This is a genomic window from Shimwellia blattae DSM 4481 = NBRC 105725 (assembly GCF_000262305.1).
Classification (GTDB): Bacteria; Pseudomonadota; Gammaproteobacteria; order Enterobacterales; family Enterobacteriaceae; genus Shimwellia; species Shimwellia blattae.
In genome coordinates, this window is the sequence record NC_017910.1 from 1,463,341 (window position 1) to 1,486,177 (window position 22,837).

The 22,837-nt window shown below is 56.4% G+C and carries 20 protein-coding genes; 13 read left to right on the top strand and 7 right to left on the bottom strand.

Features of this window, described 5'->3' with window-relative positions:
• Positions 1–80: 80 nt before the first annotated feature.
• Positions 81–509 (bottom strand): universal stress protein UspG, encoded by a 429-nt coding sequence (gene uspG, locus EBL_RS06745; protein ID WP_002439913.1) that lies wholly within the window; start codon positions 507–509, stop codon positions 81–83.
• Between the two features lie 199 nt (positions 510–708).
• Positions 709–2,739 carry a methionine--tRNA ligase gene (gene metG / locus EBL_RS06750; RefSeq protein ID WP_002439914.1) on the bottom strand — a complete coding sequence of 677 codons (2,031 nt, stop codon included), beginning with the start codon at positions 2,737–2,739 and terminating at the stop codon, positions 709–711.
• 152 nt (positions 2,740–2,891) lie between these two features.
• Between metG and apbC the strand changes: the two genes are divergently transcribed.
• Positions 2,892–4,001, top strand: coding sequence for an iron-sulfur cluster carrier protein ApbC (gene apbC, locus EBL_RS06755; RefSeq protein ID WP_002439915.1), 1,110 nt, complete (start codon positions 2,892–2,894; stop codon positions 3,999–4,001).
• Between the two features lie 62 nt (positions 4,002–4,063).
• On the opposite strand, the gene EBL_RS06760 is transcribed toward apbC, so the two are convergent.
• Positions 4,064–4,384, bottom strand: coding sequence for an RcnB family protein (locus EBL_RS06760; RefSeq protein ID WP_002439916.1), 321 nt, complete (start codon positions 4,382–4,384; stop codon positions 4,064–4,066).
• 329 nt (positions 4,385–4,713) lie between these two features.
• On the opposite strand from EBL_RS06760, the gene EBL_RS06765 reads away from it, so the two are divergent.
• On the top strand, positions 4,714–5,349 hold the full coding sequence (locus EBL_RS06765; RefSeq protein WP_002439917.1) for a prepilin peptidase: 636 nt from the start codon (positions 4,714–4,716) through the stop codon (positions 5,347–5,349).
• A gap of 9 nt (positions 5,350–5,358) precedes the next feature.
• Here EBL_RS06765 and EBL_RS06770 read toward each other — a convergent pair whose 3' ends face one another.
• On the bottom strand, positions 5,359–6,327 hold the full coding sequence (locus EBL_RS06770; protein WP_174270543.1) for a LysR substrate-binding domain-containing protein: 969 nt from the start codon (positions 6,325–6,327) through the stop codon (positions 5,359–5,361).
• A gap of 81 nt (positions 6,328–6,408) precedes the next feature.
• On the opposite strand from EBL_RS06770, the gene EBL_RS06775 reads away from it, so the two are divergent.
• The 11 genes from EBL_RS06775 (at position 6,409) to arnF (ending at position 19,538) form a co-directional block, all read left to right on the top strand.
• Positions 6,409–7,500, top strand: coding sequence for a tartrate dehydrogenase (locus EBL_RS06775; RefSeq protein ID WP_002439919.1), 1,092 nt, complete (start codon positions 6,409–6,411; stop codon positions 7,498–7,500).
• A gap of 367 nt (positions 7,501–7,867) precedes the next feature.
• On the top strand, positions 7,868–9,472 hold the full coding sequence (locus tag EBL_RS06785) for a BCCT family transporter (RefSeq protein ID WP_002439920.1): 1,605 nt from the start codon (positions 7,868–7,870) through the stop codon (positions 9,470–9,472).
• A 19-nt stretch (positions 9,473–9,491) separates the two neighbouring features.
• Positions 9,492–10,655 carry an aromatic ring-hydroxylating oxygenase subunit alpha gene (locus EBL_RS06790; protein ID WP_002439921.1) on the top strand — a complete coding sequence of 388 codons (1,164 nt, stop codon included), beginning with the start codon at positions 9,492–9,494 and terminating at the stop codon, positions 10,653–10,655.
• Between the two features lie 68 nt (positions 10,656–10,723).
• On the top strand, positions 10,724–11,686 hold the full coding sequence (locus EBL_RS06795; RefSeq protein WP_002439922.1) for a PDR/VanB family oxidoreductase: 963 nt from the start codon (positions 10,724–10,726) through the stop codon (positions 11,684–11,686).
• A 440-nt stretch (positions 11,687–12,126) separates the two neighbouring features.
• Positions 12,127–13,266 (top strand): UDP-4-amino-4-deoxy-L-arabinose aminotransferase, encoded by a 1,140-nt coding sequence (arnB, locus tag EBL_RS06800; RefSeq protein WP_002439923.1) that lies wholly within the window; start codon positions 12,127–12,129, stop codon positions 13,264–13,266.
• Between the two features lies 1 nt (position 13,267).
• Entirely contained in the window at positions 13,268–14,260 is a 993-nt protein-coding gene (gene arnC, locus EBL_RS06805; protein ID WP_002439924.1) for an undecaprenyl-phosphate 4-deoxy-4-formamido-L-arabinose transferase, read from the top strand.
• Positions 14,257–16,239, top strand: coding sequence for a bifunctional UDP-4-amino-4-deoxy-L-arabinose formyltransferase/UDP-glucuronic acid oxidase ArnA (gene arnA, locus EBL_RS06810; RefSeq protein ID WP_002439925.1), 1,983 nt, complete (start codon positions 14,257–14,259; stop codon positions 16,237–16,239). The genes arnC and arnA overlap by 4 nt, the downstream gene beginning before the upstream one ends.
• Positions 16,236–17,153 (top strand): 4-deoxy-4-formamido-L-arabinose-phosphoundecaprenol deformylase, encoded by a 918-nt coding sequence (gene arnD, locus EBL_RS06815; RefSeq protein WP_002439926.1) that lies wholly within the window; start codon positions 16,236–16,238, stop codon positions 17,151–17,153. The genes arnA and arnD overlap by 4 nt, the downstream gene beginning before the upstream one ends.
• 2 nt (positions 17,154–17,155) lie before the next feature.
• Positions 17,156–18,844, top strand: coding sequence for a lipid IV(A) 4-amino-4-deoxy-L-arabinosyltransferase (gene arnT / locus EBL_RS06820; protein ID WP_014715943.1), 1,689 nt, complete (start codon positions 17,156–17,158; stop codon positions 18,842–18,844).
• Entirely contained in the window at positions 18,841–19,170 is a 330-nt protein-coding gene (gene arnE / locus EBL_RS06825) for a 4-amino-4-deoxy-L-arabinose-phosphoundecaprenol flippase subunit ArnE (RefSeq protein ID WP_002439928.1), read from the top strand. The genes arnT and arnE overlap by 4 nt, the downstream gene beginning before the upstream one ends.
• Positions 19,170–19,538, top strand: coding sequence for a 4-amino-4-deoxy-L-arabinose-phosphoundecaprenol flippase subunit ArnF (arnF, locus tag EBL_RS06830; RefSeq protein ID WP_002439929.1), 369 nt, complete (start codon positions 19,170–19,172; stop codon positions 19,536–19,538). The genes arnE and arnF overlap by 1 nt, the downstream gene beginning before the upstream one ends.
• Before the next feature lie 53 nt (positions 19,539–19,591).
• Here arnF and EBL_RS06835 read toward each other — a convergent pair whose 3' ends face one another.
• The 3 genes from EBL_RS06835 to EBL_RS06845 all read right to left on the bottom strand — a co-directional run bounded on the left by EBL_RS06835 (position 19,592) and on the right by EBL_RS06845 (position 22,645).
• Complete coding sequence (locus EBL_RS06835; RefSeq protein ID WP_002439930.1) at positions 19,592–20,716, bottom strand: LA_2272 family surface repeat-containing protein; 1,125 nt, start codon at positions 20,714–20,716, stop codon at positions 19,592–19,594.
• A 677-nt stretch (positions 20,717–21,393) separates the two neighbouring features.
• The gene (locus tag EBL_RS06840) at positions 21,394–21,816 is read right to left on the bottom strand and encodes a hypothetical protein (RefSeq protein ID WP_002439932.1); all 423 of its coding nucleotides are present in this window, start codon (positions 21,814–21,816) and stop codon (positions 21,394–21,396) included.
• 337 nt (positions 21,817–22,153) lie between these two features.
• Positions 22,154–22,645: an Hcp family type VI secretion system effector gene (locus tag EBL_RS06845; protein WP_002439933.1), complete on the bottom strand. Its 492-nt coding sequence runs from the start codon at positions 22,643–22,645 to the stop codon at positions 22,154–22,156.
• Positions 22,646–22,837: the final 192 nt, after the last annotated feature.

A 22,837-nucleotide genomic window follows, 5' to 3' on the forward strand; every position in this document is an offset into this window, starting at 1 on the left:
AAGAAGTAAGACAACCTGCACCAGCACCAGTACAAAAGCCCTGGCCCCGTGGCCGGGGCTTTTGCTGTGTGGGGCCTGCCTCAGCGGACCACAAACACCGGTTTTTTGGCGTGGCGCACAATGGTTGCTGCGTTAGAGCCCAGCAGGTGGGTGGCAATGCTCGGGTTTTTAGAGCCAATGACAATCACGCAGGCATCCAGATCTTCGGCGGCCTGGTTGACCTCATCACGAACGCTGCCAAAACGCACGAGGGGCACAACCCGCTCCGGCGGGAAGGTAAAGCGCTCTCGCATTTGTTCCAGTCGGCTTTCCGCCTCTTTTTCCAGATGCTCTTCAAAACGGCGCAGATCATGGGCAAAACCGTGCATAATCAGTTTTGAAGACTGGGGCAGCACGTGCAGCAGGTAGATGGTGCCGTCCTCTCCGGCCAGAAACTCGGCGTGTTTTATCGCCTTGTCGCTGACATCCATTTCGAAGACATCGACTGGCATCAGAATTTTGTTGTACATAAAACGCCTCCTTGTGTGTTTTCGCTGTCTATAGCAAGCCACAATGGGCGAAAAAATAGGTTGCGGTAGGTTACGGTTTTGAATTTTTGAGCAGAAGTTTTTCACCGCTGGCCGGGGAATGGCAAGATTTGTACGTGGGCGGAGAGCGGTGCGGCATAAAAAAACGGCCCGCAGAGCGGACCGTTTCGCGATATTGCGGTTATTTCACCTGCTGACCCGGTAAGGCGCCGCTGTCCGGGCTTAACAGGAAAATATCTTTCCCGCCCGGGCCTGCTGCCATCACCATGCCTTCAGAGATCCCAAAGCGCATTTTGCGCGGTGCCAGGTTCGCCACCATCACCGTCAGGCGGCCTTTCAGTGCCTGGGGATCCGGGTAGGCGGAACGAATACCCGAGAAGACATTACGCTTCTCACCGCCCAGGTCCAGGGTCAGGCGCAGCAGCTTATCGGAGCCTTCCACAAACTCGGCGTTTTCGATCAGCGCAATGCGCATATCCACTTTGGCGAAATCATCAAACGAGATGGTTTCCTGCAGCGGATCGTCGGCCAGCGGGCCGCTCACCGGGGCCGCCATCGCTTTGACTTCCTCTTTAGAGGCTTCCACCAGTGCATCAACCTGCTTCATATCGATACGGTTATACAGGGCTTTAAACGGATTCACTTTATGGCTCAGCAGTGGCTGGCTGATGCTATCCCAGCTCAGTTCCGTATTGAGGAACGCCTCTGCCCGGGCAGACAGCCCCGGCAGTACCGGCTTGAGGTAGGTCATCAGCACCCGGAACAGGTTAATCCCCATTGAGCAGATGGATTGCAGATCCGCATCGCGGCCTTCCTGCTTCGCCACCACCCACGGGGCCTGCTCGTCCACATAGCGGTTAGCCAGGTCCGCCAGCGCCATAATTTCGCGAATGGCGCGGCCATACTCGCGGCTCTCCCAGGCATCACCAATGCTGGCTGCCGCATCGGTAAAGGTTTTGTACAGCTCAGGATCAGCAATATCTGCCGCCAGCTCACCGCCAAAGCGTTTGGTAATAAACCCGGCGTTACGGGAGGCGAGGTTAACCACTTTGTTGACGATATCGGCGTTGACGCGCTGGACAAAATCTTCGAGGTTGAGATCGATATCATCAATACGCGGCGACAGTTTCGCCGTGTAGTAGTAGCGCAGGCTGTCTGCGTCAAAGTGTTTCAGCCAGGTGCTGGCCTTAATAAAGGTGCCGCGGGACTTGGACATTTTGGCGCCGTTTACCGTCACATAGCCGTGCACAAACAGATTGGTCGGTTTGCGGTAGCCGCTGCCTTCCAGCATGGCGGGCCAGAACAGGCTGTGGAAGTACACAATATCTTTACCGATAAAGTGATACAGCTCTGCGTCTGAGTCTTTCTTCCACCAGTCGTCAAAGTTCAGATCCGCGCGCTTATCGCACAGGTTCTTAAACGAGCCCATATAGCCGATGGGCGCATCCAGCCAGACGTAGAAATATTTCCCCGGGGCGTCCGGGATCTCAAAGCCGAAGTACGGCGCATCGCGGGAGATATCCCACTGCTGCAGGCCGGAGTCGAACCACTCCTGCATTTTGTTGGCTACCTGCTCCTGCAGGGCACCGGAACGGGTCCAGGCGTTCAGCATTTCGCTAAAGGCCGGCAGATCAAAGAAGAAGTGCTCAGACTCACGCATCACCGGGGTGGCACCGGAAACGACCGATTTTGGCTCAATCAGTTCGGTGGGGCTGTAGGTTGCGCCGCACACTTCACAGTTATCGCCGTACTGATCCGGGGATTTACATTTCGGGCAGGTGCCTTTTACGAAACGGTCCGGCAGGAACATGCCTTTTTGCGGATCATACAGCTGGGAAATGGTGCGCTGCTTAATAAAGCCATTTTCTTTCAGGCGGCGGTAGATAAGCGTAGACAGCTCGCGGTTCTCTTCGCTGTGGGTAGAGTGGTAGTTGTCATAGCTGATATTAAAGCCTGCGAAATCTGTCTGATGTTCCTGACTCATTTCAGCGATCATCTGCTCCGGCGTGATCCCCAGTTGCTGAGCTTTCAGCATAATTGGCGTGCCGTGCGCATCGTCGGCGCAGATGAAATTCACCTGGTGGCCGCGCATTCGCTGATAACGAACCCAGACATCAGCCTGGATATGCTCCAGCATATGGCCAAGGTGGATAGCGCCGTTTGCGTAAGGAAGTGCGCACGTTACCAGAATTTTTTTCGCGACTTGAGTCATAGTGACAAGGATTCTTCAGTTGTAAAAAGGGGTTTTGATGTTACCTGAAAAGGGCCGCCTTTGGTAAGTCTATAAGCTAATTGTGGGGTAATTATTCCCTTTCGGGTACACTTAGCAGACACGCTTTGTGAGCAGAAAAAAAAGGAGTCGGGATGCACTCTCAATCCCAGGCCAAATCACCGGAAGCCCTGCGCGCCATGGTTGCCGGTACACTGGCTAATTTTCAACACCCTACACTGCACCACAACCTGACAGCGCTGAAAGCGCTGCACCATGTGGCCTGGATGGACGGGCGGTTACACATTGAACTGCAAATGCCTTTTGCCTGGCAGAGCGGTTTTGAGGCGCTGAAAGAGCAGGTGAGCGCAGAGCTGCTGCGCATTACCGGCGCGACAGCCATCGACTGGAAACTGAGCTATAACATTGCCACCCTGAAGCGGGTTAAAAACCAGCCCGGCATCAGCGGCGTGAAAAATATTATTGCGGTCAGCTCCGGTAAGGGCGGGGTCGGGAAATCGTCTACGGCGGTGAACCTGGCGCTGGCGCTGGTGGCTGAAGGGGCAAAAGTGGGCATTCTGGATGCGGACATTTATGGCCCGTCTATCCCCACCATGCTGGGGGCGGAGCATGAGCGCCCGACCTCACCAGATGGCACCCACATGGCGCCGATTATGGCCCGGGGCCTGGCGACCAACTCTATCGGTTATCTGGTTACTGACGACAACGCCATGGTGTGGCGCGGGCCCATGGCCAGCAAAGCGCTGATGCAGATGCTCCAGGAGACCCTGTGGCCGGATCTGGACTACCTGGTACTGGATATGCCCCCGGGCACCGGGGATATTCAGCTCACCCTGGCCCAGAATGTGCCGGTCACCGGTGCGCTGGTGGTTACCACCCCTCAGGATATCGCGCTGATTGATGCCAAAAAAGGCATTGTCATGTTCGAGAAAGTAGAGGTGCCGGTACTGGGCATTGTGGAGAATATGAGCATGCATATCTGCAGTAATTGTGGTCACCACGAGCCGATTTTCGGCACTGGCGGGGCACAGAAACTGGCAGAGCAATACCACACCCGCCTGCTGGGGCAGATGCCGCTGCATATTTCATTGCGCGAGGATCTGGATCGCGGTGAGCCTACCGTTGCCTGCCGGCCGGAAAGCGAGTTTACCACGCTGTACCGTCAGCTGGCGGGCCTGGTGGCTGCACAGCTTTACTGGCAGGGCGAGGTTATCCCCGGGGATATCGCCTTCCGCGCAGTATAAAAAGCAGGTTTCGCAGCCCCGCCCGGGGCTGCGGATTGCCGGTCGCGACCGGCATGAGCCCATCAGTGGCGGTAGAAGATATCGCCAGACATAATGCGCAGCACTTTCTTGTCCGTACGGGACACCAGCACATAATCCCCACCCATATAGGTCCAGAAGCTGTCCGCTTCCGGTGCCGGCAGGTGGCGCTGGCTCCAGTTGGTAATCTCATAGGGTTTTGTCAGATAGAGATCCGGCACCACATCCCCGGGTTTAAACACACGGAAATCTTCCGTGGTTTGTTTGAGCTCAAAGCTGCTGGCGTCGGCCTGGGCCAGGCCGCTGAACGTTAAACCACCCAGTGCCACCATGGCAGATAAAATGATCGCTTTAGATTTACCCATAATAACTCCGATACAGACGGTCTGATGCAGGTCTGGTATGCATCCGTCACCTAAACAAAACAACCCGGTGGGGCGATTTCACCCCGCGTCCTCTGGCCGGGGCAATCCCAAAATGTGTAAAACAGTACCGCCGCCGGGGTCATGGCCCTGGCGGGCGGTTCAGGATGCCGGAATTGTACGCTGAAATTGGCGTAATGTGATACATCCGGTTGCATTGTTGTCCACCCGGGGCGTTTTTTACAGCCCGCGCCGCATAATTCAGACTGATACTCGCACCGCTGGCCGCGCCCGGATAGTATGCCTGCCGGGCATACAGGCAGGAGGGCGAAATGGCGTGGCTGATGATTACCCTGGCCGGTATGGCCGGGGGCGTGCTGGTTTACGGGCTGGTGCTGATACTTCCCCGCCAGATCCTGGCGTCAGTGCCCGGTGGCCCGGGTACCGGCTACAGTCGGGGGCGCTGTCTCGTGGCAGGGCTGGGGGGCGCTATTCTGGCGCTGGTGATGGTGGCGCTGTTTCCCGCCACCGCCCGGGCCGAGTCGTGGTTACTGGCGGCGGCGCTGGTTGCCCTGGCGGCTATCGATTTACGCCACGGGCTCCTGCCGGACCGGCTGACCCAGCCCCTGTTGTGGGGCGGTTTATTGCTGGCGTTGCCGGGGCCGGGCCCGGCCATTACGGGGGCTGCGCTGGGGTATGGGCTACTGTGGGCCACCGGGCGGGGGTTTTATCTGTTCACCGGCCGGGAGGGGCTGGGCTACGGGGATGTGAAACTGGCGGCGGCCCTGGGGGCCTGGCTTGGGCCTGCACTGCTGCCCGGGTGCCTGTTTCTGGCCGCGCTGTTCGGGCTGCTCCACGGGGCGGCCCTGTGGCTGACCGGCCAGCGGCCGCAGACCATCCCTTTTGGCCCCTCCCTGGCGCTGGCCGGGTGGGGGGGCTGGCTTGGGCAGCTGAGTGTTGCCCTGTAGCCCGGCGGGTTACTTGCCGGCGGCGACCGGGTGGCGCGGGCGCGGTTCATAGCCCTGATAGTGGGTGGCAAAATAGTGGCGCAGAAACTCAACCGTAACCCGCACCCGGGCAGACATAGCCAGCCGGGTGACATACACCGCCCAGATATTGGCGGGCTGGTAGTAGTCCGGGAGGATATGCACCAGCTTCCCGGCGGCGATATTGTCTTTTACATCCCACCAGGAGCGCAGCGCAACGCCCATACCGTCCAGGCACCACTGGTGAACGACCTCCCCGTGGTTGGAGGCCAGGGCCCCGGTCACTTTCAGGCTGTGCTCTCTGGCGTCTGGCCCCTGCAGGGTCCAGACACCGAACGGGTGGTCGCGCTCTTTGATGACCAGGCAGGGCATACCGCTGAGCTCCGCCAGGGAGCGGGGCACCCCTTCACGGTGCAGGAACGCCGGTGCGGCGCATAAGATTCGCTGGTTAGCCCCCAGTTTGCGGGCTATCAGGTTCGGGTCAATATCATCACCCACCCGGATATCCAGATCCACCCCCTCATTCACCAGATCGACAATCTTATCCTGCACGTCAAAGCGGATTTCGAGGTTCGGATACTCCCGGGACAGGGCGGAAAGGGCCGGGGCGACAAAACGGCGACCAAAGCCAAAGCTGCTGACTACCCGCAGCGTACCCTGGGGATCCTGGCGAATGTCAGACAGCTCATCCATCATCTGGTCTACGTCGTGCAGGATGCGCTGGGCCCATTCATAAATGCGCTCGCCATCTTCGGTTATGGTCACCCGGCGGGTGGTTCGGTGGAGCAGGGTCACATTCAGCGTACTTTCCAGCAGGGCAATACGCTTGCTGATAAACGCCGGGGAGACGCCCATCTCTTCCGCCGCCGCGGCAAACCCGGCCCGGCGGGCAACAATAATAAAGACACGCAGGTCGCTGAGTATCGGCAGATTATTCATGATCTGTGTTTTATGTTTCACTGGTTTGGGTATTGGAGATAAATCAGTCAATTATAGGATAGAGGGGAAGTCAATTTTCACCAGCCATAAGTGAGATCTCCGATGAAGAAAACCTATCGTATTGCGGCCATTGCGGGTGACGGTATTGGTCAGGAAGTGCTCCCGGAAGGGATCCGGGTACTACAGGCTGCGGCCAGCCAGTGGGGGCTGTCGCTGGTGTTTGAACATATCGAATGGGCCAGCTGCGAATATTATCAGCACCACGGCAAGATGATGCCCGATGACTGGTTCGAGCGGCTGAAATCTTTTGACGCCATCTACTTCGGGGCGGTGGGCTGGCCGGATACGGTGCCGGACCATATTTCGCTCTGGGGATCGCTGCTGAAGTTTCGCCAGGATTTTCAGCAATATGTGAACCTGCGCCCGGTGCGCTTATTCCCCGGCGTTCCGTGCCCGCTGGCGGGTAAACAGCCCGGAGACATTGATTTTTATGTGGTGCGCGAAAATACCGAAGGGGAGTATTCCTCTGCCGGGGGGCGCCTGTATGAGGGCACCGACCGGGAAGTGGTGATTCAGGAGTCGGTCTTTACCCGCCAGGGGGTGGACCGGATCCTGAAATATGCCTTTGAACTGGCCCGCAGCCGCCCGCGTAAGCGCCTGACCTCGGCAACCAAATCCAATGGCCTGGCTATCAGCATGCCTTACTGGGATGAGCGCCTGGCAAATATGGCTGGCAACTACCCGGATATCACCTGGGATAAGCAGCATATCGATATCCTCTGCGCCCGGTTTGTCCTGCAACCGGAGCGGTTTGATGTGGTGGTGGCCTCTAACCTGTTTGGCGATATCTTGTCCGATCTCGGCCCGGCCTGCGCCGGCACTATCGGGATTGCGCCCTCGGCGAACCTGAACCCGGAGCGTGATTTCCCCTCCCTGTTTGAGCCGGTCCACGGCTCCGCGCCGGATATCTTCGGTAAAAATATTGCCAACCCGATAGCCACCATCTGGGCCGGGGCGATGATGCTGGAGTTTCTGGGCAATGGCGATGCGGACTACCTGGCCGCCAGCCAGGGCATTATGCAGGCCATTGAGCAGGTGATTGCCAGCGGGCCGCGCACGCCGGATATGCAGGGGGAGGCGTCGACCCGGCAGGTCGGTGAGGCGATTGCCGGGCGGTTAACCGGCGGGCGTTAATCTGCCACGCCCACCCGCCAAATGTGATTAATTAGCCAGGCTTACCAGTTTAAAACCACGCGCAACGCGTGGTTTTTTATGCTTCGTGAATAATCATCAGTAAAACATTGGCTTAAAAACAGCCCCTTGCTGCCGGTTTATGGCCATTACCTGCGCCAGCTCACAACTCATTATTTCCGCTACGTAGTTTATCCATTCACAGATCGCCGGATTGTCCTTGGTCCGTGATTTCAGGAGACTGGTGTTGTTAATAAAAAGTGAATGCAACGTGACTTTAATGTTCTGTGTGGCCCGGCGTGGTGCAACAGAATAACTGATTGTAAAAGTACCGGCCCCGGGCCGGTGCACCACCAGCAGGAGCAAACCCATGTTGAGCAATTCGAAAAAAGATGTCCCGCTGATTGTCACAAGCCTGGTGGCGATTGGCGCCATCGCGCTTTCTCTGAGCCTGTTTCCTGAGCAGACTCAGCGTATCGCCAATACTATTTTTAACGGGGTCACGCGGATGCTTGGCTCCACTATTCAGGTACTGGTGCTGGCGGCGCTGGCCCTGGTGGTGTACCTGGCGGTGAGCAAATACGGCAATATTCGCCTGGGCGAGGGCAAGCCCCAGTACCGCACTGCCTCGTGGCTGTTTATGTTTATCTGTGCCGGGCTGGGCTCTTCAACCCTCTACTGGGGGGTAATGGAGTGGGCCTACTACTACCAGACACCGGGGCTGAATATCGCCCCCAAAACCCCCCGGGCGCTGGAATACAGCATCAGCTATTCGTTCTTCCACTGGGGGGTCAGCGCCTGGGCGACCTACGCGCTGGCCTCGCTGATCATGGCCTACCATTTTCACGTGCGTAAAAACAAAGGGCTCAGCCTGTCGGGGATTATCTCTGCCATCCTCGGTGTTAAACCCCGGGGGGTCTGGGGGCGGATGGTGGATCTTATTTTCCTGATAGCCACCGTCGGGGCGCTGACCATCTCCCTGGTGGTGACGGCCGCCACCTTTACCCGGGGGCTTACCGCACTGACCGGCATCCCCGATACCTTTATGGTCCAGGCCTGTGTGATTCTGCTGGCGGCGGTGATTTTTTGTCTCAGCTCGTATATCGGGATCGATAACGGCATGCAGCAGCTCAGCAAGATGGTGGGCTGGGGGGCCGTGGGGTTTGCGCTGCTGGTGTTGCTGGTGGGGCCCACCGAATTCACCATTAATAACACGATCAACGCCATCGGCCTGACCACCCAGCACTTCCTGCAGATGAGCCTGTTTACCGATCCGCTGGGGGATGGCGCCTTCACCCGTAACTGGACGGTGTTTTACTGGCTGTGGTGGATCTCCTACACCCCGGGGGTGGCAATGTTCGTTACCCGGGTCTCTCGCGGGCGCAAAATTAAAGAGGTTATCTGGGCGCTGCTGCTCGGGAGCACGCTGGGCTGCTGGTTCTTCTTCGGGGTGCTGGAAAGCTACGCCATGCACCAGTTTATTAGCGGGGCGATTAATGTCCCTGAAGTGCTCAATACCCAGGGGGGCGAAAGCGCAGTGCAGATGCTGCTGATGGCGCTGCCCGCCGGCAAACTGTTCCTTGCCGGGTATCTGTTTATCATGATTATTTTCCTTGCTTCTCATATGGATGCGGTGGCCTACACCATGGCCTCAACCAGTACCCGCGGGCTGCAGGAAGGGGAAGATCCCAGCCGCAATATGCGCCTGTTCTGGTGCGTGGTGATTACGCTTATTCCGCTCTCGATTCTGTTTACCGGCGCATCGCTGGAAACCATGAAAACCACGGTAGTGCTGACCGCGCTGCCCTTTCTGGTGGTGCTGCTGATTAAAACCTGGGGGCTGGTGCGCTGGCTTAAGCAGGACTATGCCGCCATCCCCGCCCACCTGATTGAGCACAGCCCGCCGCAGCGGGCAGAGCCTGAGCAGGTCCCCCTGATCCACCCTGTACCTGAAAACCAGAAACTGCCTGGATGATAATAAAGAGGAGTCAATAATGAGCCATGTAACGCCACTTAACCCTGACTATGACCAGGACTTCACGCTGCCGGAGAACTTCTGTGCCGACCCGGCAAATGCCTGGACTATCCCGGCCCGTTTTTACACCAGCGCTCAGGTTTTTGAGCAGGAGAAGGCGCGCATTTTCGCCCGCAGCTGGCTGTGTATCGGGCATGCCAGTGAAGTTGCCGAACCTAACGCCTACATCACCCGCGAAGTGATCGGCGAAAACATCCTGGTGGTGCGCGGGCGGGATCGGGTATTGCGCGCGTTTTATAATGTCTGCCCCCACCGGGGCCACCAGTTGCTGAGTGGTGACGGCACCGCGCGTAACGTCATCACCTGTCCGTATCACGCCTGGGCCTTCAAACTGGATGGGGAGCTGGCCCACGCCCGCAACTGTGAAAATGTCGCCGGTTTCGATAAAAACGCCGCAAGCCTGGTGGCGCTGAAAGTGGAGGAGTACGCCGGGTTTATCTTTATCAATATGGACCCGAATGCTGACGGCGTAGAGCAGCAGCTGCCCGGCCTGCAAAGCAAGCTGCTGGCCGCCCGCCCCAATGCGCCAGAGCTTAAGCTGGCGGCGCGCTTTGTTACCCGCACCCCGGCGAACTGGAAAAATATCGTGGATAACTACCTGGAGTGCTACCACTGCGGCCCGGCCCATCCGGGCTTTGCGGATTCGGTACAGGTGGATCGCTACTGGCATACCCTGCACGGCAACTGGACCCTGCAATTTGGCTATGCCCGTCCGTCGGAGAAGTCTTTTAAATTTGAAGCCCGTGAAGACGCGGCGTTCCACGGTTTCTGGCTGTGGCCCTGCACCATGTTTAACGTTACCCCGATGCCGGACATGATGACGGTTATCTACGAGTTCCCGGCCGATGCGGATACCACCCTCCAGCATTACGATATCTATTTTGCCAATGAGGTGTTGACCGAAGAGCAGGAAAAACTGATCGAATGGTATCGGGATGTTTTCCGCCCCGAGGATCTGCGCCTGGTCGAGAGCGTACAAAAGGGGCTGAAATCCCGTGGCTATCGCGGCCAGGGGCGGATTATGGCCGATGCATCCGGCAGCGGGATTAGCGAGCACGGTATTGCCCACTTCCATAATCTGGTGGCGCAGGTCTTTGCCCGGCCGGATAACGACACGCTCTGACGTCCGAACACTGATGACTGTACTGGCCTGCCGCCTGCGGCGGGCCTGCCAGATGATGGAGTGGAATTATGGCTGACTACCCGATGTTCAGCGTTATTGTAAGCCAGATAGACCGTATTACCCCGGATATTCGCCGTTTTACGCTCACCCGCCCGGATGGCGGCACACTGCCGGCATTTACCGGCGGCAGCCATATTATTGTGCAAATGGCTCAGGGGGAGCAGCAGTACAGCAATGCCTACTCGCTGATGAATGACCCGGCAGAGCGCCACCATTACCAGATAGGTGTCCGGCTGGAGCCTGACTCCCGGGGGGGATCGCGCTTTATGCACCAGCAGGTCAAAACCGGCGACAGCCTGCTGATCTCCGCCCCCAACAATATGTTTGCCCTGGCAGAGGCCCCGCGCCATGTTCTGATTGCCGGGGGAATAGGGATCACCCCGTTTATTGCCCATGGTTATGAGCTGGCCCGGCGCGGGCAGGCGTTTGACCTGCACTACAGCTACCGGGATGAAGCGGGAGCGCCGTTTGGCGATCTGCTGGCGCAGCCGCCGTTCAGCTCCCGGGTTCAGGAGTACCGCTCCGCCCGGGGAGAGCGCCTTGATGTGCGCCGGTTACTGGCGGATGTTGACCCACAGGCGCACATTTACTGCTGTGGCCCGGCCACGCTCAGCGAAGAGGTACAGCAGTGTGCCGCCGCGCTGGGTATCGCGCCGTCACGGGTTCACATAGAGCAGTTCGCCATTGAGAATAAATCCGGCGCGGCATTTACCCTGGTGCTGGCCCGCTCCGGCACCACGCTGACGGTCGCGCCGGATATGACTATCCTTCAGGCGATTGAGCACGCCAAAGCGGCACAGGTCGAGTGCCTGTGCCGGGAAGGGATTTGCGGCACCTGTGAAACCGCCATTCTGGAAGGAGAGGCGGACCACCGGGATCAGTACCTGAGCGAGGAAGAGCGCGCCGCGCAGAAGACATTGCTTATCTGCTGCTCCCGGGCAAAAGGGGATAAGCTCATCCTTGATTTATAGCCTCCTGCGGGCAGGCTGCCGGTAAATCTGGCGGCCTGTCCCGATTCAGCCCGTCGTTATTGCGCGTAATAATAAAAAAAATGCTATTTTATATAGAGAGCGTTTATCTTTGCCGCTCTGGTACGCAAAGGAAATAAAGTTCCGGCATATTTAACAGATTAATTATCTGTTTCTTAAACAAAGTGTTATTAATCCCCGTCGCCACCGGTCAGTATGGCTGACCAGATAAATACTGCAGGTCGTTTCGTAACAAATAATCAATCGAAACGTTTTATTTTCTTAATCTTTTCCTCATCTTCCTCTGCTAGCGTTGCGTGTCATGGTATTTCCGTGGGCTTCCCGCGCCGTTTAACGACGGGTGTTTATTTATGGTTGACGGGGATAAGTGGAGGATAGCGTCCGGTTTGACTCGATCCTTTTATTTCTGAGGAAAAAAACAGATGAGTGATTTTCTGCCATTTTCCCGCCCGTCTATGGGCGAGGATGAATTTGACGCAGTAAAAGCGGTTCTGCAGTCAGGGTGGATTACAACCGGGCCAAAAACACAGGCGCTGGAAGAGGCGTTCTGTAATCTGACGGGCAATCGTTTTGCCATGGGGGTGAATTCAGCAACCGGGGGGATGCACGTAACGCTGATGGCGCTGGGTATTGGCCCGGGTGATGAGGTTATCACCCCGTCAATGACCTGGGTCTCTACCCTGAATATGATTGTCCTGCTCGGGGCCACCCCGGTAATGGTGGATGTTGACAGGGATACGCTGATGGTCACGCCGGAGGCGATTGCCGCGGCCATCACCCCCAGAACCCGGGCCATTGTCGCGGTACATTTTGCCGGTGCGCCACTGGATCTGGACCCTATACGGGCACTGGGAGAGCAACAGGGTATCCCGGTGATTGAGGACGCGGCCCACGGGCTGGGCAGCTATTATAAAGGCCAGCATGTGGGCAACCGGGGCACGGCGATTTTTTCGTTTCAGGCGATAAAAAATATCACCAGCGCCGAGGGCGGCATGGTGGTTACCGACGATGAACAACTCGCCACCCGGATCCGGATGCTGAAATTTCACGGGCTGGGGGCCGATTCGTTTAATCGTGAAACCCAGGGGCGTGCCCCCCAGGCGGAAGTGATTACCCCCGGCTTTAAATATAACCTTACCGATATTAACGCAGCCCTGGCGCTGGTGCAGTTAGGTAAACTTTCGGCTTTTAATCAGCGGCGTAAAAATATTGCCGAGCACTATCTTGATGAATTAAAAGAGACGCCTTATCAGCCCCTTGGTATTCCGCCGTGGCCTCACCAGCACGGCTGGCATTTATTTATTATCCGGGTTGATGAAGCGCGCTGTGGAATAACCCGCGACACCTTAATGGCTGAATTAAAAGCACGTGGTATCGGCACCGGGTTACATTTCCGCGCAGCCCATACCCAGCACTATTATCGCCAGCAGTTTCCTGCGGTTTTGCTACCGGATACCGAGTGGAACAGCCAGCGAATTTGTTCATTACCCCTTTTCCCGGACATGACCTATGACGACACTACCCGAGTCATCACGGCACTGCGTGAACTTGCGGAACACTGATATGTTTATGACGCCACCGATTAATAAAATATCAGTAGTGATCCCGGTATTTAATGAGCAGGAAAGCCTGCCGGCGTTAATCCGCCGGACGCAGGCGGCCTGCCAGCAAACCGGAAAAGATTTTGAAATCCTGTTAATTGATGACGGCAGCAGTGACGATTCGGCCAGCATGATCACCATGGCGGCCGAAACGCAAGATAGCCCCATTGTGGCGATACTGCTCAACCGTAATTATGGCCAGCATTCGGCAATCATGGCCGGGTTCAGCAATGTGACCGGCGACCTGATTATTACGCTGGATGCGGATTTGCAAAACCCGCCGGAAGAGATCCCCCGCCTGGTGGCCGCGGCAGAGCATGGCTATGACGTGGTGGGAAGCGTGCGCCAGCAGCGCCAGGACAGCTGGTTTCGCAAGAGCGCCTCGCGCCTGATAAACCGTCTGATCCAGCGCACCACGGGTAAAGCCATGGGGGATTACGGCTGTATGCTGCGCGCTTACCGGCGCCATATTGTTGAGGCGATGCTGAACTGCCACGAGCGCAGCACCTTTATTCCTATTCTTGCCAATACCTTTGCCCGCCGGACAACTGAAATCCCGGTGGCCCACGCAGAGCGGGAGTTCGGCACCTCCAAATACAGCATGATGCGGCTGATTAACCTGATGTATGACCTGATCACCTGCCTGACCACAACCCCCCTGCGCCTGCTCAGCATTCTGGGCAGCATTGTGGCGCTGTGTGGTTTTGGGGTCGCGATTCTGCTGGTGGTGCTGCGCCTGGCTTTTGGCCCCCAGTGGGCTGCAGAAGGGGTATTTATGCTGTTCGCCGTGCTGTTTATGTTTATCGGCGCGCAGTTTGTCGGCATGGGGTTACTGGGCGAATACATCGGCCGTATTTACAACGATGTCCGTGCCCGGCCTCGCTATTTTATTCAACGGGTTATCCGCCAGAATAGCAACACCAGTAAAACCGGTGAACAGGAACACAAATCATGAAAGCTGTTGTTTTTGCCTATCACGATATGGGCTGTACCGGTATCCGCGCGCTGCTGGCTGCCGGATATCATATTGCGGCGATTTTTACCCACACGGACAACCCGGCGGAAAATCATTTTTTTGGCTCTGTCGCGCGCCTGGCGGCGGAGCAGGGGATCCCGGTATTTGCCCCGGATGACGTTAACCACCCTTTGTGGGTCGCGCGTATCCGGGCGCTGCATGCAGACGCCATCTTCTCTTTTTATTATCGCCACCTGCTCAGTGACGAGATCCTCAGCACGGCGCGGATCGGCGCCTGGAATCTTCACGGCTCGCTGCTGCCGCGTTATCGCGGGCGGGCCCCCCTGAACTGGGTACTGGTCAACGGAGAAAAAGAGACCGGTGTGACCCTGCACCGTATGGTCAGCCGGGCAGATGCGGGGGATATCAGCGGCCAGCTGCCGGTGTCGATTGACGACAACGACACGGCACTCAGCCTGCACAAGAAACTGTGCGCCGCCGCGACCACGCTGCTGGGTGATGTGCTGCCTGCCATCCGGGACGGTAAAGACCGCGCCTGGCCGCAGGATGAACACCAGGCCACCGTGGTGCGCGGGCGAACCCCTGAGGATGGCGCGCTGCACTGGGAAAACCCCGCCCGGGCGCTGTATAACCTGGTGCGGGCGGTCAGCGATCCCTGGCCCGGGGCGTTCAGCTACGCCGGGAACAGTAAATTTATTGTCTGGTCCTCCCGGGTGCGCAGTGATCTGCCCCCGGCTGTGCCCGGCACCGTGCTGAGTGTCAGCCCGCTGGTGATTGCCTGTGGTGAAGGTGCCCTGGAGATCCTCACCGGCCAGAGTGAAGGCGGTGTGTATATGCAGGGGGCGCAATTGGCCCAGGCCCTCGGGCTGGTGGCGGGGGCCCGAATCGCTGCTCAGCCGCCGGTCGCCGCCCGGCGTCGCACCCGGGTGCTGATCCTCGGGGTGAACGGGTTTATCGGTAACCATCTGACCGAGCGGCTGCTGCAGGATGATAATTACGAAATCTACGGGCTGGATATCGGCACCGATGCTATCGGGCGTTTTCTCGGAAATCCGCGTTTTCATTTTGTGGAGGGGGATATCAGCATTCACTCGGAGTGGATTGAATACCATATTAAGAAATGTGATGTGGTACTGCCGCTGGTGGCTATCGCCACGCCGATTGAATATACCCGTAACCCGCTGCGCGTTTTTGAGCTGGATTTTGAAGAGAACCTGAAAATTATCCGTGACTGTGTCAAATACCAGAAGCGGATTATTTTCCCGTCCACCTCGGAGGTGTACGGCATGTGTACCGACGGGCAATTTGATGAGGACACCTCGAATCTGGTGGTCGGGCCTATCAGCAAGCAGCGCTGGATCTACTCGGTTTCTAAGCAGCTTCTGGACCGGGTTATCTGGGCCTATGGGGATAAAGCCGGGCTGCGTTTTACCCTGTTCCGGCCGTTTAACTGGATGGGGCCACGCCTGGACAGTCTGGATGCGGCGCGTATTGGCAGCTCCCGGGCCATTACCCAGTTGATCCTGAACCTGGTTGAAGGCACCCCGGTTAAACTTATCGAAGGGGGTAGCCAGAAGCGCTGCTTCACCGATATCAGCGACGGTATCGAGGCGCTGTTCCGGATCATTGAAAATAAAGACGGCCAGTGCGACGGCCAGATTATCAATATCGGTAACCCGGATAACGAAGCCAGTATCAAAGAGCTGGCTGAAATGCTGCTGGCATGCTTTGAGCGCCATCCGCTGCGCCAGCGGTTCCCGCCGTTTGCCGGTTTCCGTGAGGTGGAAAGCAGCAACTACTACGGTAAAGGGTATCAGGATGTGGAGCACCGTAAACCGAGTATCCGCAATGCCCGGCGTCTGCTGAACTGGTCACCCGGGGTGCCGATGGATCAGACGGTGGCGCAAACCCTGGATTTCTTCCTGCGTAGTATTTATCCGGATGAACCACAACCATGACAACGCGTGTTGGCTTAAGGATAGATGTGGACACCTTTCGCGGCACCCGGGAGGGGGTGCCGCAACTTCTGGCGCTGCTTGAAAAGCACCAGGTGCGCGCGAGTTTTTTCTTCAGTACCGGCCCGGACAATATGGGCCGCCACTTATGGCGGCTGATTAAACCGGCCTTTTTGTGGAAGATGCTGCGCTCCCGGGCGGTCTCCTTATATGGCTGGGATATTTTACTGGCCGGAACGGCCTGGCCGGGGCGGCTGATTGGGGCCGGTAATGGGGCGGTGATCCGCCGTACTGCCCGGCGCCATGAGGTGGGGCTGCACGCCTGGGATCATCACCGCTGGCAAAGCCGCAGCGGACACTGGTCCCCCGAACGCCTGACCCGGGAGATAGCCCGCGGGATCGCGGCGCTGGAGGCTATCACCGGTGAGCCGGTGACCTGTGCGGCAGCGCCGGGGTGGCGGGCGGACCAGCGGGTCGTCAGTGCGCTACGGGCATTTAACCTGCGCTATACCAGCGACTGCCGGGGCAGCGGCCTGTTTATTCCGCAACTGGCAGACGGCAGTACGGGAACCGTGCAGATCCCGGTGACACTCCCCACCTGGGATGAGGTGGTGGGGCGTGAAACCAGCGCGGCTGATTTTAATCAGTTTTTACTTCACCGTATTCATCAGTTGGCCAGCCAGCCAGGCACGGAAAACTGCCAGGTGTACACCATTCATGCTGAAGTCGAAGGGGGGCACTACGCCCGCCAGTTTGATCAACTGCTGGCCGACGCCGCGCAACAGGGTATCCGCTTCTGCCCGCTGAGTGAACTGCTGCCCGCAAGCCTTGCCACGCTGCCTGGCGGGCAGGTGGTGCGCGGCACAATCCCCGGGCGTGAAGGGTGGATCGGTATTCAACAACCGGTAACATTCTGATGATGAAAACCTGTAAAAATTTTCGTTACTGGGTGGTGGTGTGCGCCATCCTGTACCTGTTTTATTACCTGTTCCCGGTGGAGTATCGCCTGCTGTGGCAGCCGGATGAAACCCGCTACGCGGAGATAAGCCGCGAGATGCTGGTCAGCCGGGAGTGGGTCGTGCCGCATTTTCTCGGGCTGCGTTATTTTGAAAAACCGATCGCCGGTTACTGGATCAACGCGCTGGGCCAGTGGCTGCTGGGAGATTCAAATTTAGCGGTGCGCTTTGGCAGTATCTTGTCCACCACCCTGAGCGCGCTGCTGGGCGGGTGCCTGGCGTGGTCCCTGTGGCGCGACAGGCTGGTGGCGTTGTTGTCTGGCGCTATCTTCCTCAGCGCGATGCTGGTTTATGGTATCGGGACATATGCGGTACTGGATCCGATGCTTACCCTGTGGATGACGCTGGCCATGTGCAGCTTCTGGTGGGGGGCCAATGCCGCCACACCCGGGGGGAAAGCCGGTGGTTATCTGCTGCTGGGGGTCGCCTGCGGCATGGGGGTGATGACCAAAGGCTTCCTGGCGCTGGCGGTGCCGGTGATTGGGGTGCTGCCCTGGGTTATTGCCACCCGGCGCTGGCGCGAGGTGCTGACCTGGGGCTGGCTGTCTGTGGCGGCAGCGGTGCTGGTGGTGCTGCCCTGGGGGCTGGCGATTGCCCGCCGGGAGCCAGACTTCTGGCGTTACTTCTTCTGGGTGGAGCATATTCAGCGCTTTGCCCGCAGTGATGCCCAGCATAAAGCGCCTTTCTGGTATTACCTGCCAGTGCTGATTCTGGGCTGTCTGCCCTGGCTTGGTTTACTGCCCGGGGCGCTGCGCCTGGGCTGGAAGGAAAGCGCCGGGCGGCGGGAGGCGTTATACCTGCTGGGCTGGGTGCTGATGCCGCTGATTTTTTTCAGCATCGCCAAAGGGAAGCTGGTGACATACATCATGCCCTGCTTTGTGCCGCTGGCGCTGCTGATGGCCCGCTATGCTACCGGGCTGGCAACAGCGCAGGGGGCGCAGGCGCTGCGGGTATTCCGGGCCAATGGGGTGATTAACCTGCTGGTGGGTATCGCCGGAGGCGTCGCCGCACTGGTGCTGGCACCCTGTTTTTACCGCGAGCCGCCGCTATGGTTGCCCCCGGAGTTATATAAAACTTTCCTTGCGCTGCTGGGGTTTACTTTCTGGGGGGTTACCGGCTGGTTATTGCTCCGGGATCCGCTCCGGCGCTGGCCCGGGGCGATATTGTGCCCGCTTGGGGTTGCACTGGCGTTTGGCCTGGCGGTACCGGATCGCATTATGGACAGTAAAAACCCGCAGGTGCTTATTGCTTTCGCCCGGGAGCCCCTGGACAACAGCCGCTACATTCTGAGCAATAATGTGGGGGTGGCGGCGGGGCTGGCCTGGATGCTTAAACGCAGCGATATTCAGCTCTATGGCTCAAAAGGCGAGCTGAAGTATGGCATTAATTATCCGGACGGGGCCGGGCAATATGTCAGCCGTGAGGATTTCAGCCACTGGCTGGCGCAACATCGTCAGGAGGGGCGCGTCTCGCTGGTATTACACCTGGGCCATGGCGAAGATCCCGACCATTTACCGCTGCCTGTACCGGACCGTATCTACCAGCCGGGGAGTACAAGCCGCCAGGTTCTGCTGGAGTATCTCCCCCGGTGAGCGGCTGGCTGCTGCTGGTGGGGGCCAGCGTGCTGAGCTGCCTGGGCCAGTTGTGCCAGAAGCAGGCGGCGCTCTCAGGCTACCATCGCTCCCGGGTGGTGGGCTGGCTGGCGCTGGCGCTGTTACTGCTGGCGGGCGGCATGCTGCTGTGGCTGGGGGTTTTACAGCGCCTGCCGGTGGGGGTGGCTTACCCGCTGCTGAGCCTGAATATTGTCTGGGTGACGCTGGGCGCCCGGGCCTTGTGGGGTGAGCAGGTATCGCGGCGCCACTGGCTGGGGATCGGGCTGATTGTGGCCGGGGTGATACTGGTCGGGGGGAGTGCCTGATGGGGGTGTTCTGGGCGTTGTGCAGTGTTCTGCTGGTCAGTATCGCGCAGTTGCTGATGCGCTACGCCATGCAGCAGCTCCCGCCTGGCTCACTGGCGGCGCTGTTTTCCGGCCCGGGGCCGGTGATGATCCTCGCCTGTGGGGTAGGGGGGTATCTGGCCTCGATGGGGTGCTGGTTTATGGCGCTGCGGCGTATTCCGCTAAGCCGTGCTTATTCGCTGTTAAGCCTGAGCTATGTACTGGTGTGGGGAGCGGCACTGCTGCTGCCGGGGTTCGGGGAGCATTTTTCCCGGGCGGGGGCGGCGGGTGTAGTGCTGATTGTCGCCGGGGTGATGGTTATCTTCAGCCCACAGTCGGGCAGAAGATAACGGGTGATTTACCGGAAGCCCGGCGAGGCGGGGCTTCCGGGGCAGAATCACGATCAGAAAGAGCGATGGAAGTTGGCGATGGGCAGTACCGGTACTGCGGCGTTGGTTGCCACGTTAATCAGACCAATTTGTAAACCTTCCAGGTTATTGGTGACGTTCACCAGACCAATCTGGAAGTTTGTCGCGCTGGCGCTGTTTAACAAGCCGAAGTCGAAGGTGCTGCTGCCGGTGGACATGTTTACCACCCCGAGGTTCATGCCGGTCACGTTGTTGGCTACGTTAAATGCGCCCAGGTTCATACCGGTGACGTCATGTGACAAGTTAATCGCCCCCATGTTGAAACCGGTGACATCGCCGGTCCAGTTCAGGGCGCTGATGTTGGCGCCGGTCATATTGCCGGATTTATTAAATCCCGCCACGTTCAGGCCGGTAACATCGCCGGAGACGTTAACAATCCCCGCATTCACCCCGGTAATTTTACCTTCGCTCCAGTTACCCAGTGCGCCAATATTGACCCCCTGAACATCGGCGGTGTGGTTAAGCAGCGAGACGTTCAGGCCCTGCGTGTTGCCCGCGGTCCAGTTAAGTGGCGCAACGTTCACCCCTTTGACTTCGCCTCCGGTATAGTTACCCACCCCGACGATATTGGCACCATAAATGCTGCCTTCGGTATCATTCCCCAGGCCTACGGTGTTCAGGCCGGTAATATTGCCGGTTGAATAGTTCCCAAGGCCCGCCAGGTTCCAGCCGGTGGCATTGGCGGTGGTGTTGGCAAGGCCCAGGTTAAGGCCCGTCATGTTGGCGGTGCCGCTGTAAAGGCCAATGCTGGCACCGTTGAGGTTACCAAGCTGGTTAGCCAGGCCAATATTCAGGCCGTTATCTTCGCCCCCGTGCCAGTTAAACAGGTTAAGCGCCATCCCGTTCATACCGTTACGGATATGGTCACCACCGACACCCAGCTCCAGCCCGTTCAGTTTGTCCATTTCCGTATAACCGAGGATCGGCATATCAACACCGTTAACGGTGCCGGTTTGCCCGTAGAGAAATGTACCGTGGAAACCGTTGACCTCGGTATCATCCGGAAGATTGCCGAAAGAGGAGAGCTGCACCGGGGCCGCATAACCCGCGCCGGATACCAGTGCGCATGACAGTAATAAACCTAGTGTTGAACGTTTCATTTTTTTCCCTGTTTTTCTTATGCAGAAAATCCGCAGTTATGTTGGTGCACTGTTTTAATGGTTTTATTATCCACAGCCATCATGGCAGGTGGGTAATAAATGTACTGGTCATGCATACTTATAAACAGCGACACCCATTGGATATAAAATACCGCGCTGTGTTAATCAGGATTCGCTAAATGTGCCGCTAAGAAATATTAATATGAATGAATTGTGCTTATCGTCCATTGTCAAGTACCATATGGGCGGTGATTATTGCCCCCGGTGATTAATGTCTGACCGGGGCGATAGTTTATTATCCGGTGGAAACCTCTTTCTGCGATTTCCCCGCACAATGGCTCTTTTCCGCTAATCATATTGTCATCGCGGTATGTTATTGATATTTGTGGCAATTAAGGTAATTTTTAAATTTTTCTACCGGTACGGTATTCCGTATTTGGATGATTACGAACAGCAGTGATCACCGCATTCTATCTGTCACTCGGTCTGTTCTGCCACAATGACTGGCTGGGTGAAAAAATTCTGTATCTGCAGCAAACCGTAGGGCACGAGAAAAGCGCAGGGATCTCTAAGGCTGTTTGTATACGTTTCCCTTATCTTCAGTTTCTTATGTAATTGATGGTATTGATTGGGAGTAAATAAAATATCCAGTCGTAAAACCTGACTATTTATTGTCGTTAAATAAATTCTGGCAAATAGAAAACTGATAACATCATAAATAGTAGAATAATACCAACAATGGAAAGTCGCACTTTTACACGTAACCAATTGGTGTACTGATTAGGAAGCTCTTTAATGAAACGTATTTGTTCATTATTCATTCCCCGCGTATGAAATGAGTTTTCTTTAAAGTATAATGCTTTAATAAAGAATGCATCACGCATAAATGAGAAAAATAACCCCCCATCCTGATAAATTAAAACTTCAACTGGTCTTGCTCCAAATTTTTCAACAAATAGCGAGCAAAGAGTAATGAATTTATTTTTCGAAGCACGATCGTAAATGATGGAAATAATAACCGTAAGTATTAGGCATAAACACAATGCTAATCCAATCGGGTTTCGATACATAATTATAAAATTAATTACCGAAAATTTCATACAGCTGTTCTCCACCCTAATGTCCCAACAGCACTTCCCACTGTACTACCAGCGTACCCTAAACCAACACCAGCAACACCACCGCCCGTACATAAAAACCGGGATCGAAGGGATAATTTAATGTCTGGGGTGAGGTAGCCCGGCACCTTGGGAAAAACAATTACAGTGACACGGTGGCAACCCTCAGCACTAAATACAGTTTTAAATAACCCACTGTATTTTTTGTGCTGATTTATTTGATACCCGCCTACAACTTTCCTGGCGAGTATCGTGTTGCAAGTCCTGTAAGTCCATTGTACACAGCAGGCTAGTTTGTTATTGACTTCATTACCGCTCGTTAGGCGGTTGATCTTTCGTTCCATGAGTCTGTGTACTGGATATTACCATCAAGAATTTTCCATGTTATTTTTTCATACTGCAGGCTGACGCTTTCAACGTGATTCATTTTGTCATTACCAGCCAGTTTAACGTTTGGTACGCCACAATTAACGCCTGTTATTTTCACATTTTCCATAAGGACCGAGTAATAACAAACCTCTTGTCCGGCATGGTTGATATGATAAAAACGAATTTCAGCACTTTTCAGAGTTTGTCCTGTTGCTGCTGCTTTGTACAGGTAGGGCGTAGAGCTATCAACTTCTTTTTCAATCATCATTGATGAATGCTGGCGAGTACCGGTAATCTTACCATTGGCATTATCTACTGGAATATTAATCCCGTGGCTTAATCCAATGATCTCTATGCTTCCATCTCGATCCTGAACATCTACAGAACCTTTAATATCTGCTCCACCATCGTCTTTAATCCACATATACGGAGGGATAGGCATTTTATTTTCTCCTGATTAATTTGAACGCTAGCATGGTTAAAATGTAAAGCACGGTTGTTATTGAAAAAATACTGATTACTGATATATAAACGTAGAGTTCATAAAAATTATCTGCTCCAGGCTCTTCTGAATCATAGATAAATCGCCCTAATTCGAGTGTTAAATTGTGATTCATCCATATTTCCGGGGGGC

Bases quoted from the DNA above. Each gene is read 5' to 3' on its own strand.
- uspG (WP_002439913.1), bottom strand. From the start codon at position 509: ATGTACAACAAAATTCTGATGCCAGTCGATGTCTTCGAAATGGATGTC.
- metG (WP_002439914.1), bottom strand. From the start codon at position 2,739: ATGACTCAAGTCGCGAAAAAAATTCTGGTAACGTGCGCACTTCCTTAC.
- apbC (WP_002439915.1), top strand. From the start codon at position 2,892: ATGCACTCTCAATCCCAGGCCAAATCACCGGAAGCCCTGCGCGCCATG.
- EBL_RS06760 (WP_002439916.1), bottom strand. From the start codon at position 4,384: ATGGGTAAATCTAAAGCGATCATTTTATCTGCCATGGTGGCACTGGGT.
- EBL_RS06765 (WP_002439917.1), top strand. From the start codon at position 4,714: ATGGCGTGGCTGATGATTACCCTGGCCGGTATGGCCGGGGGCGTGCTG.
- EBL_RS06775 (WP_002439919.1), top strand. From the start codon at position 6,409: ATGAAGAAAACCTATCGTATTGCGGCCATTGCGGGTGACGGTATTGGT.
- EBL_RS06785 (WP_002439920.1), top strand. From the start codon at position 7,868: ATGTTGAGCAATTCGAAAAAAGATGTCCCGCTGATTGTCACAAGCCTG.
- EBL_RS06790 (WP_002439921.1), top strand. From the start codon at position 9,492: ATGAGCCATGTAACGCCACTTAACCCTGACTATGACCAGGACTTCACG.
- EBL_RS06795 (WP_002439922.1), top strand. From the start codon at position 10,724: ATGGCTGACTACCCGATGTTCAGCGTTATTGTAAGCCAGATAGACCGT.
- arnB (WP_002439923.1), top strand. From the start codon at position 12,127: ATGAGTGATTTTCTGCCATTTTCCCGCCCGTCTATGGGCGAGGATGAA.
- arnC (WP_002439924.1), top strand. From the start codon at position 13,268: ATGTTTATGACGCCACCGATTAATAAAATATCAGTAGTGATCCCGGTA.
- arnA (WP_002439925.1), top strand. From the start codon at position 14,257: ATGAAAGCTGTTGTTTTTGCCTATCACGATATGGGCTGTACCGGTATC.
- arnD (WP_002439926.1), top strand. From the start codon at position 16,236: ATGACAACGCGTGTTGGCTTAAGGATAGATGTGGACACCTTTCGCGGC.
- arnT (WP_014715943.1), top strand. From the start codon at position 17,156: ATGAAAACCTGTAAAAATTTTCGTTACTGGGTGGTGGTGTGCGCCATC.
- arnF (WP_002439929.1), top strand. From the start codon at position 19,170: ATGGGGGTGTTCTGGGCGTTGTGCAGTGTTCTGCTGGTCAGTATCGCG.
- EBL_RS06835 (WP_002439930.1), bottom strand. From the start codon at position 20,716: ATGAAACGTTCAACACTAGGTTTATTACTGTCATGCGCACTGGTATCC.
- EBL_RS06840 (WP_002439932.1), bottom strand. From the start codon at position 21,816: ATGAAATTTTCGGTAATTAATTTTATAATTATGTATCGAAACCCGATT.
- EBL_RS06845 (WP_002439933.1), bottom strand. From the start codon at position 22,645: ATGCCTATCCCTCCGTATATGTGGATTAAAGACGATGGTGGAGCAGAT.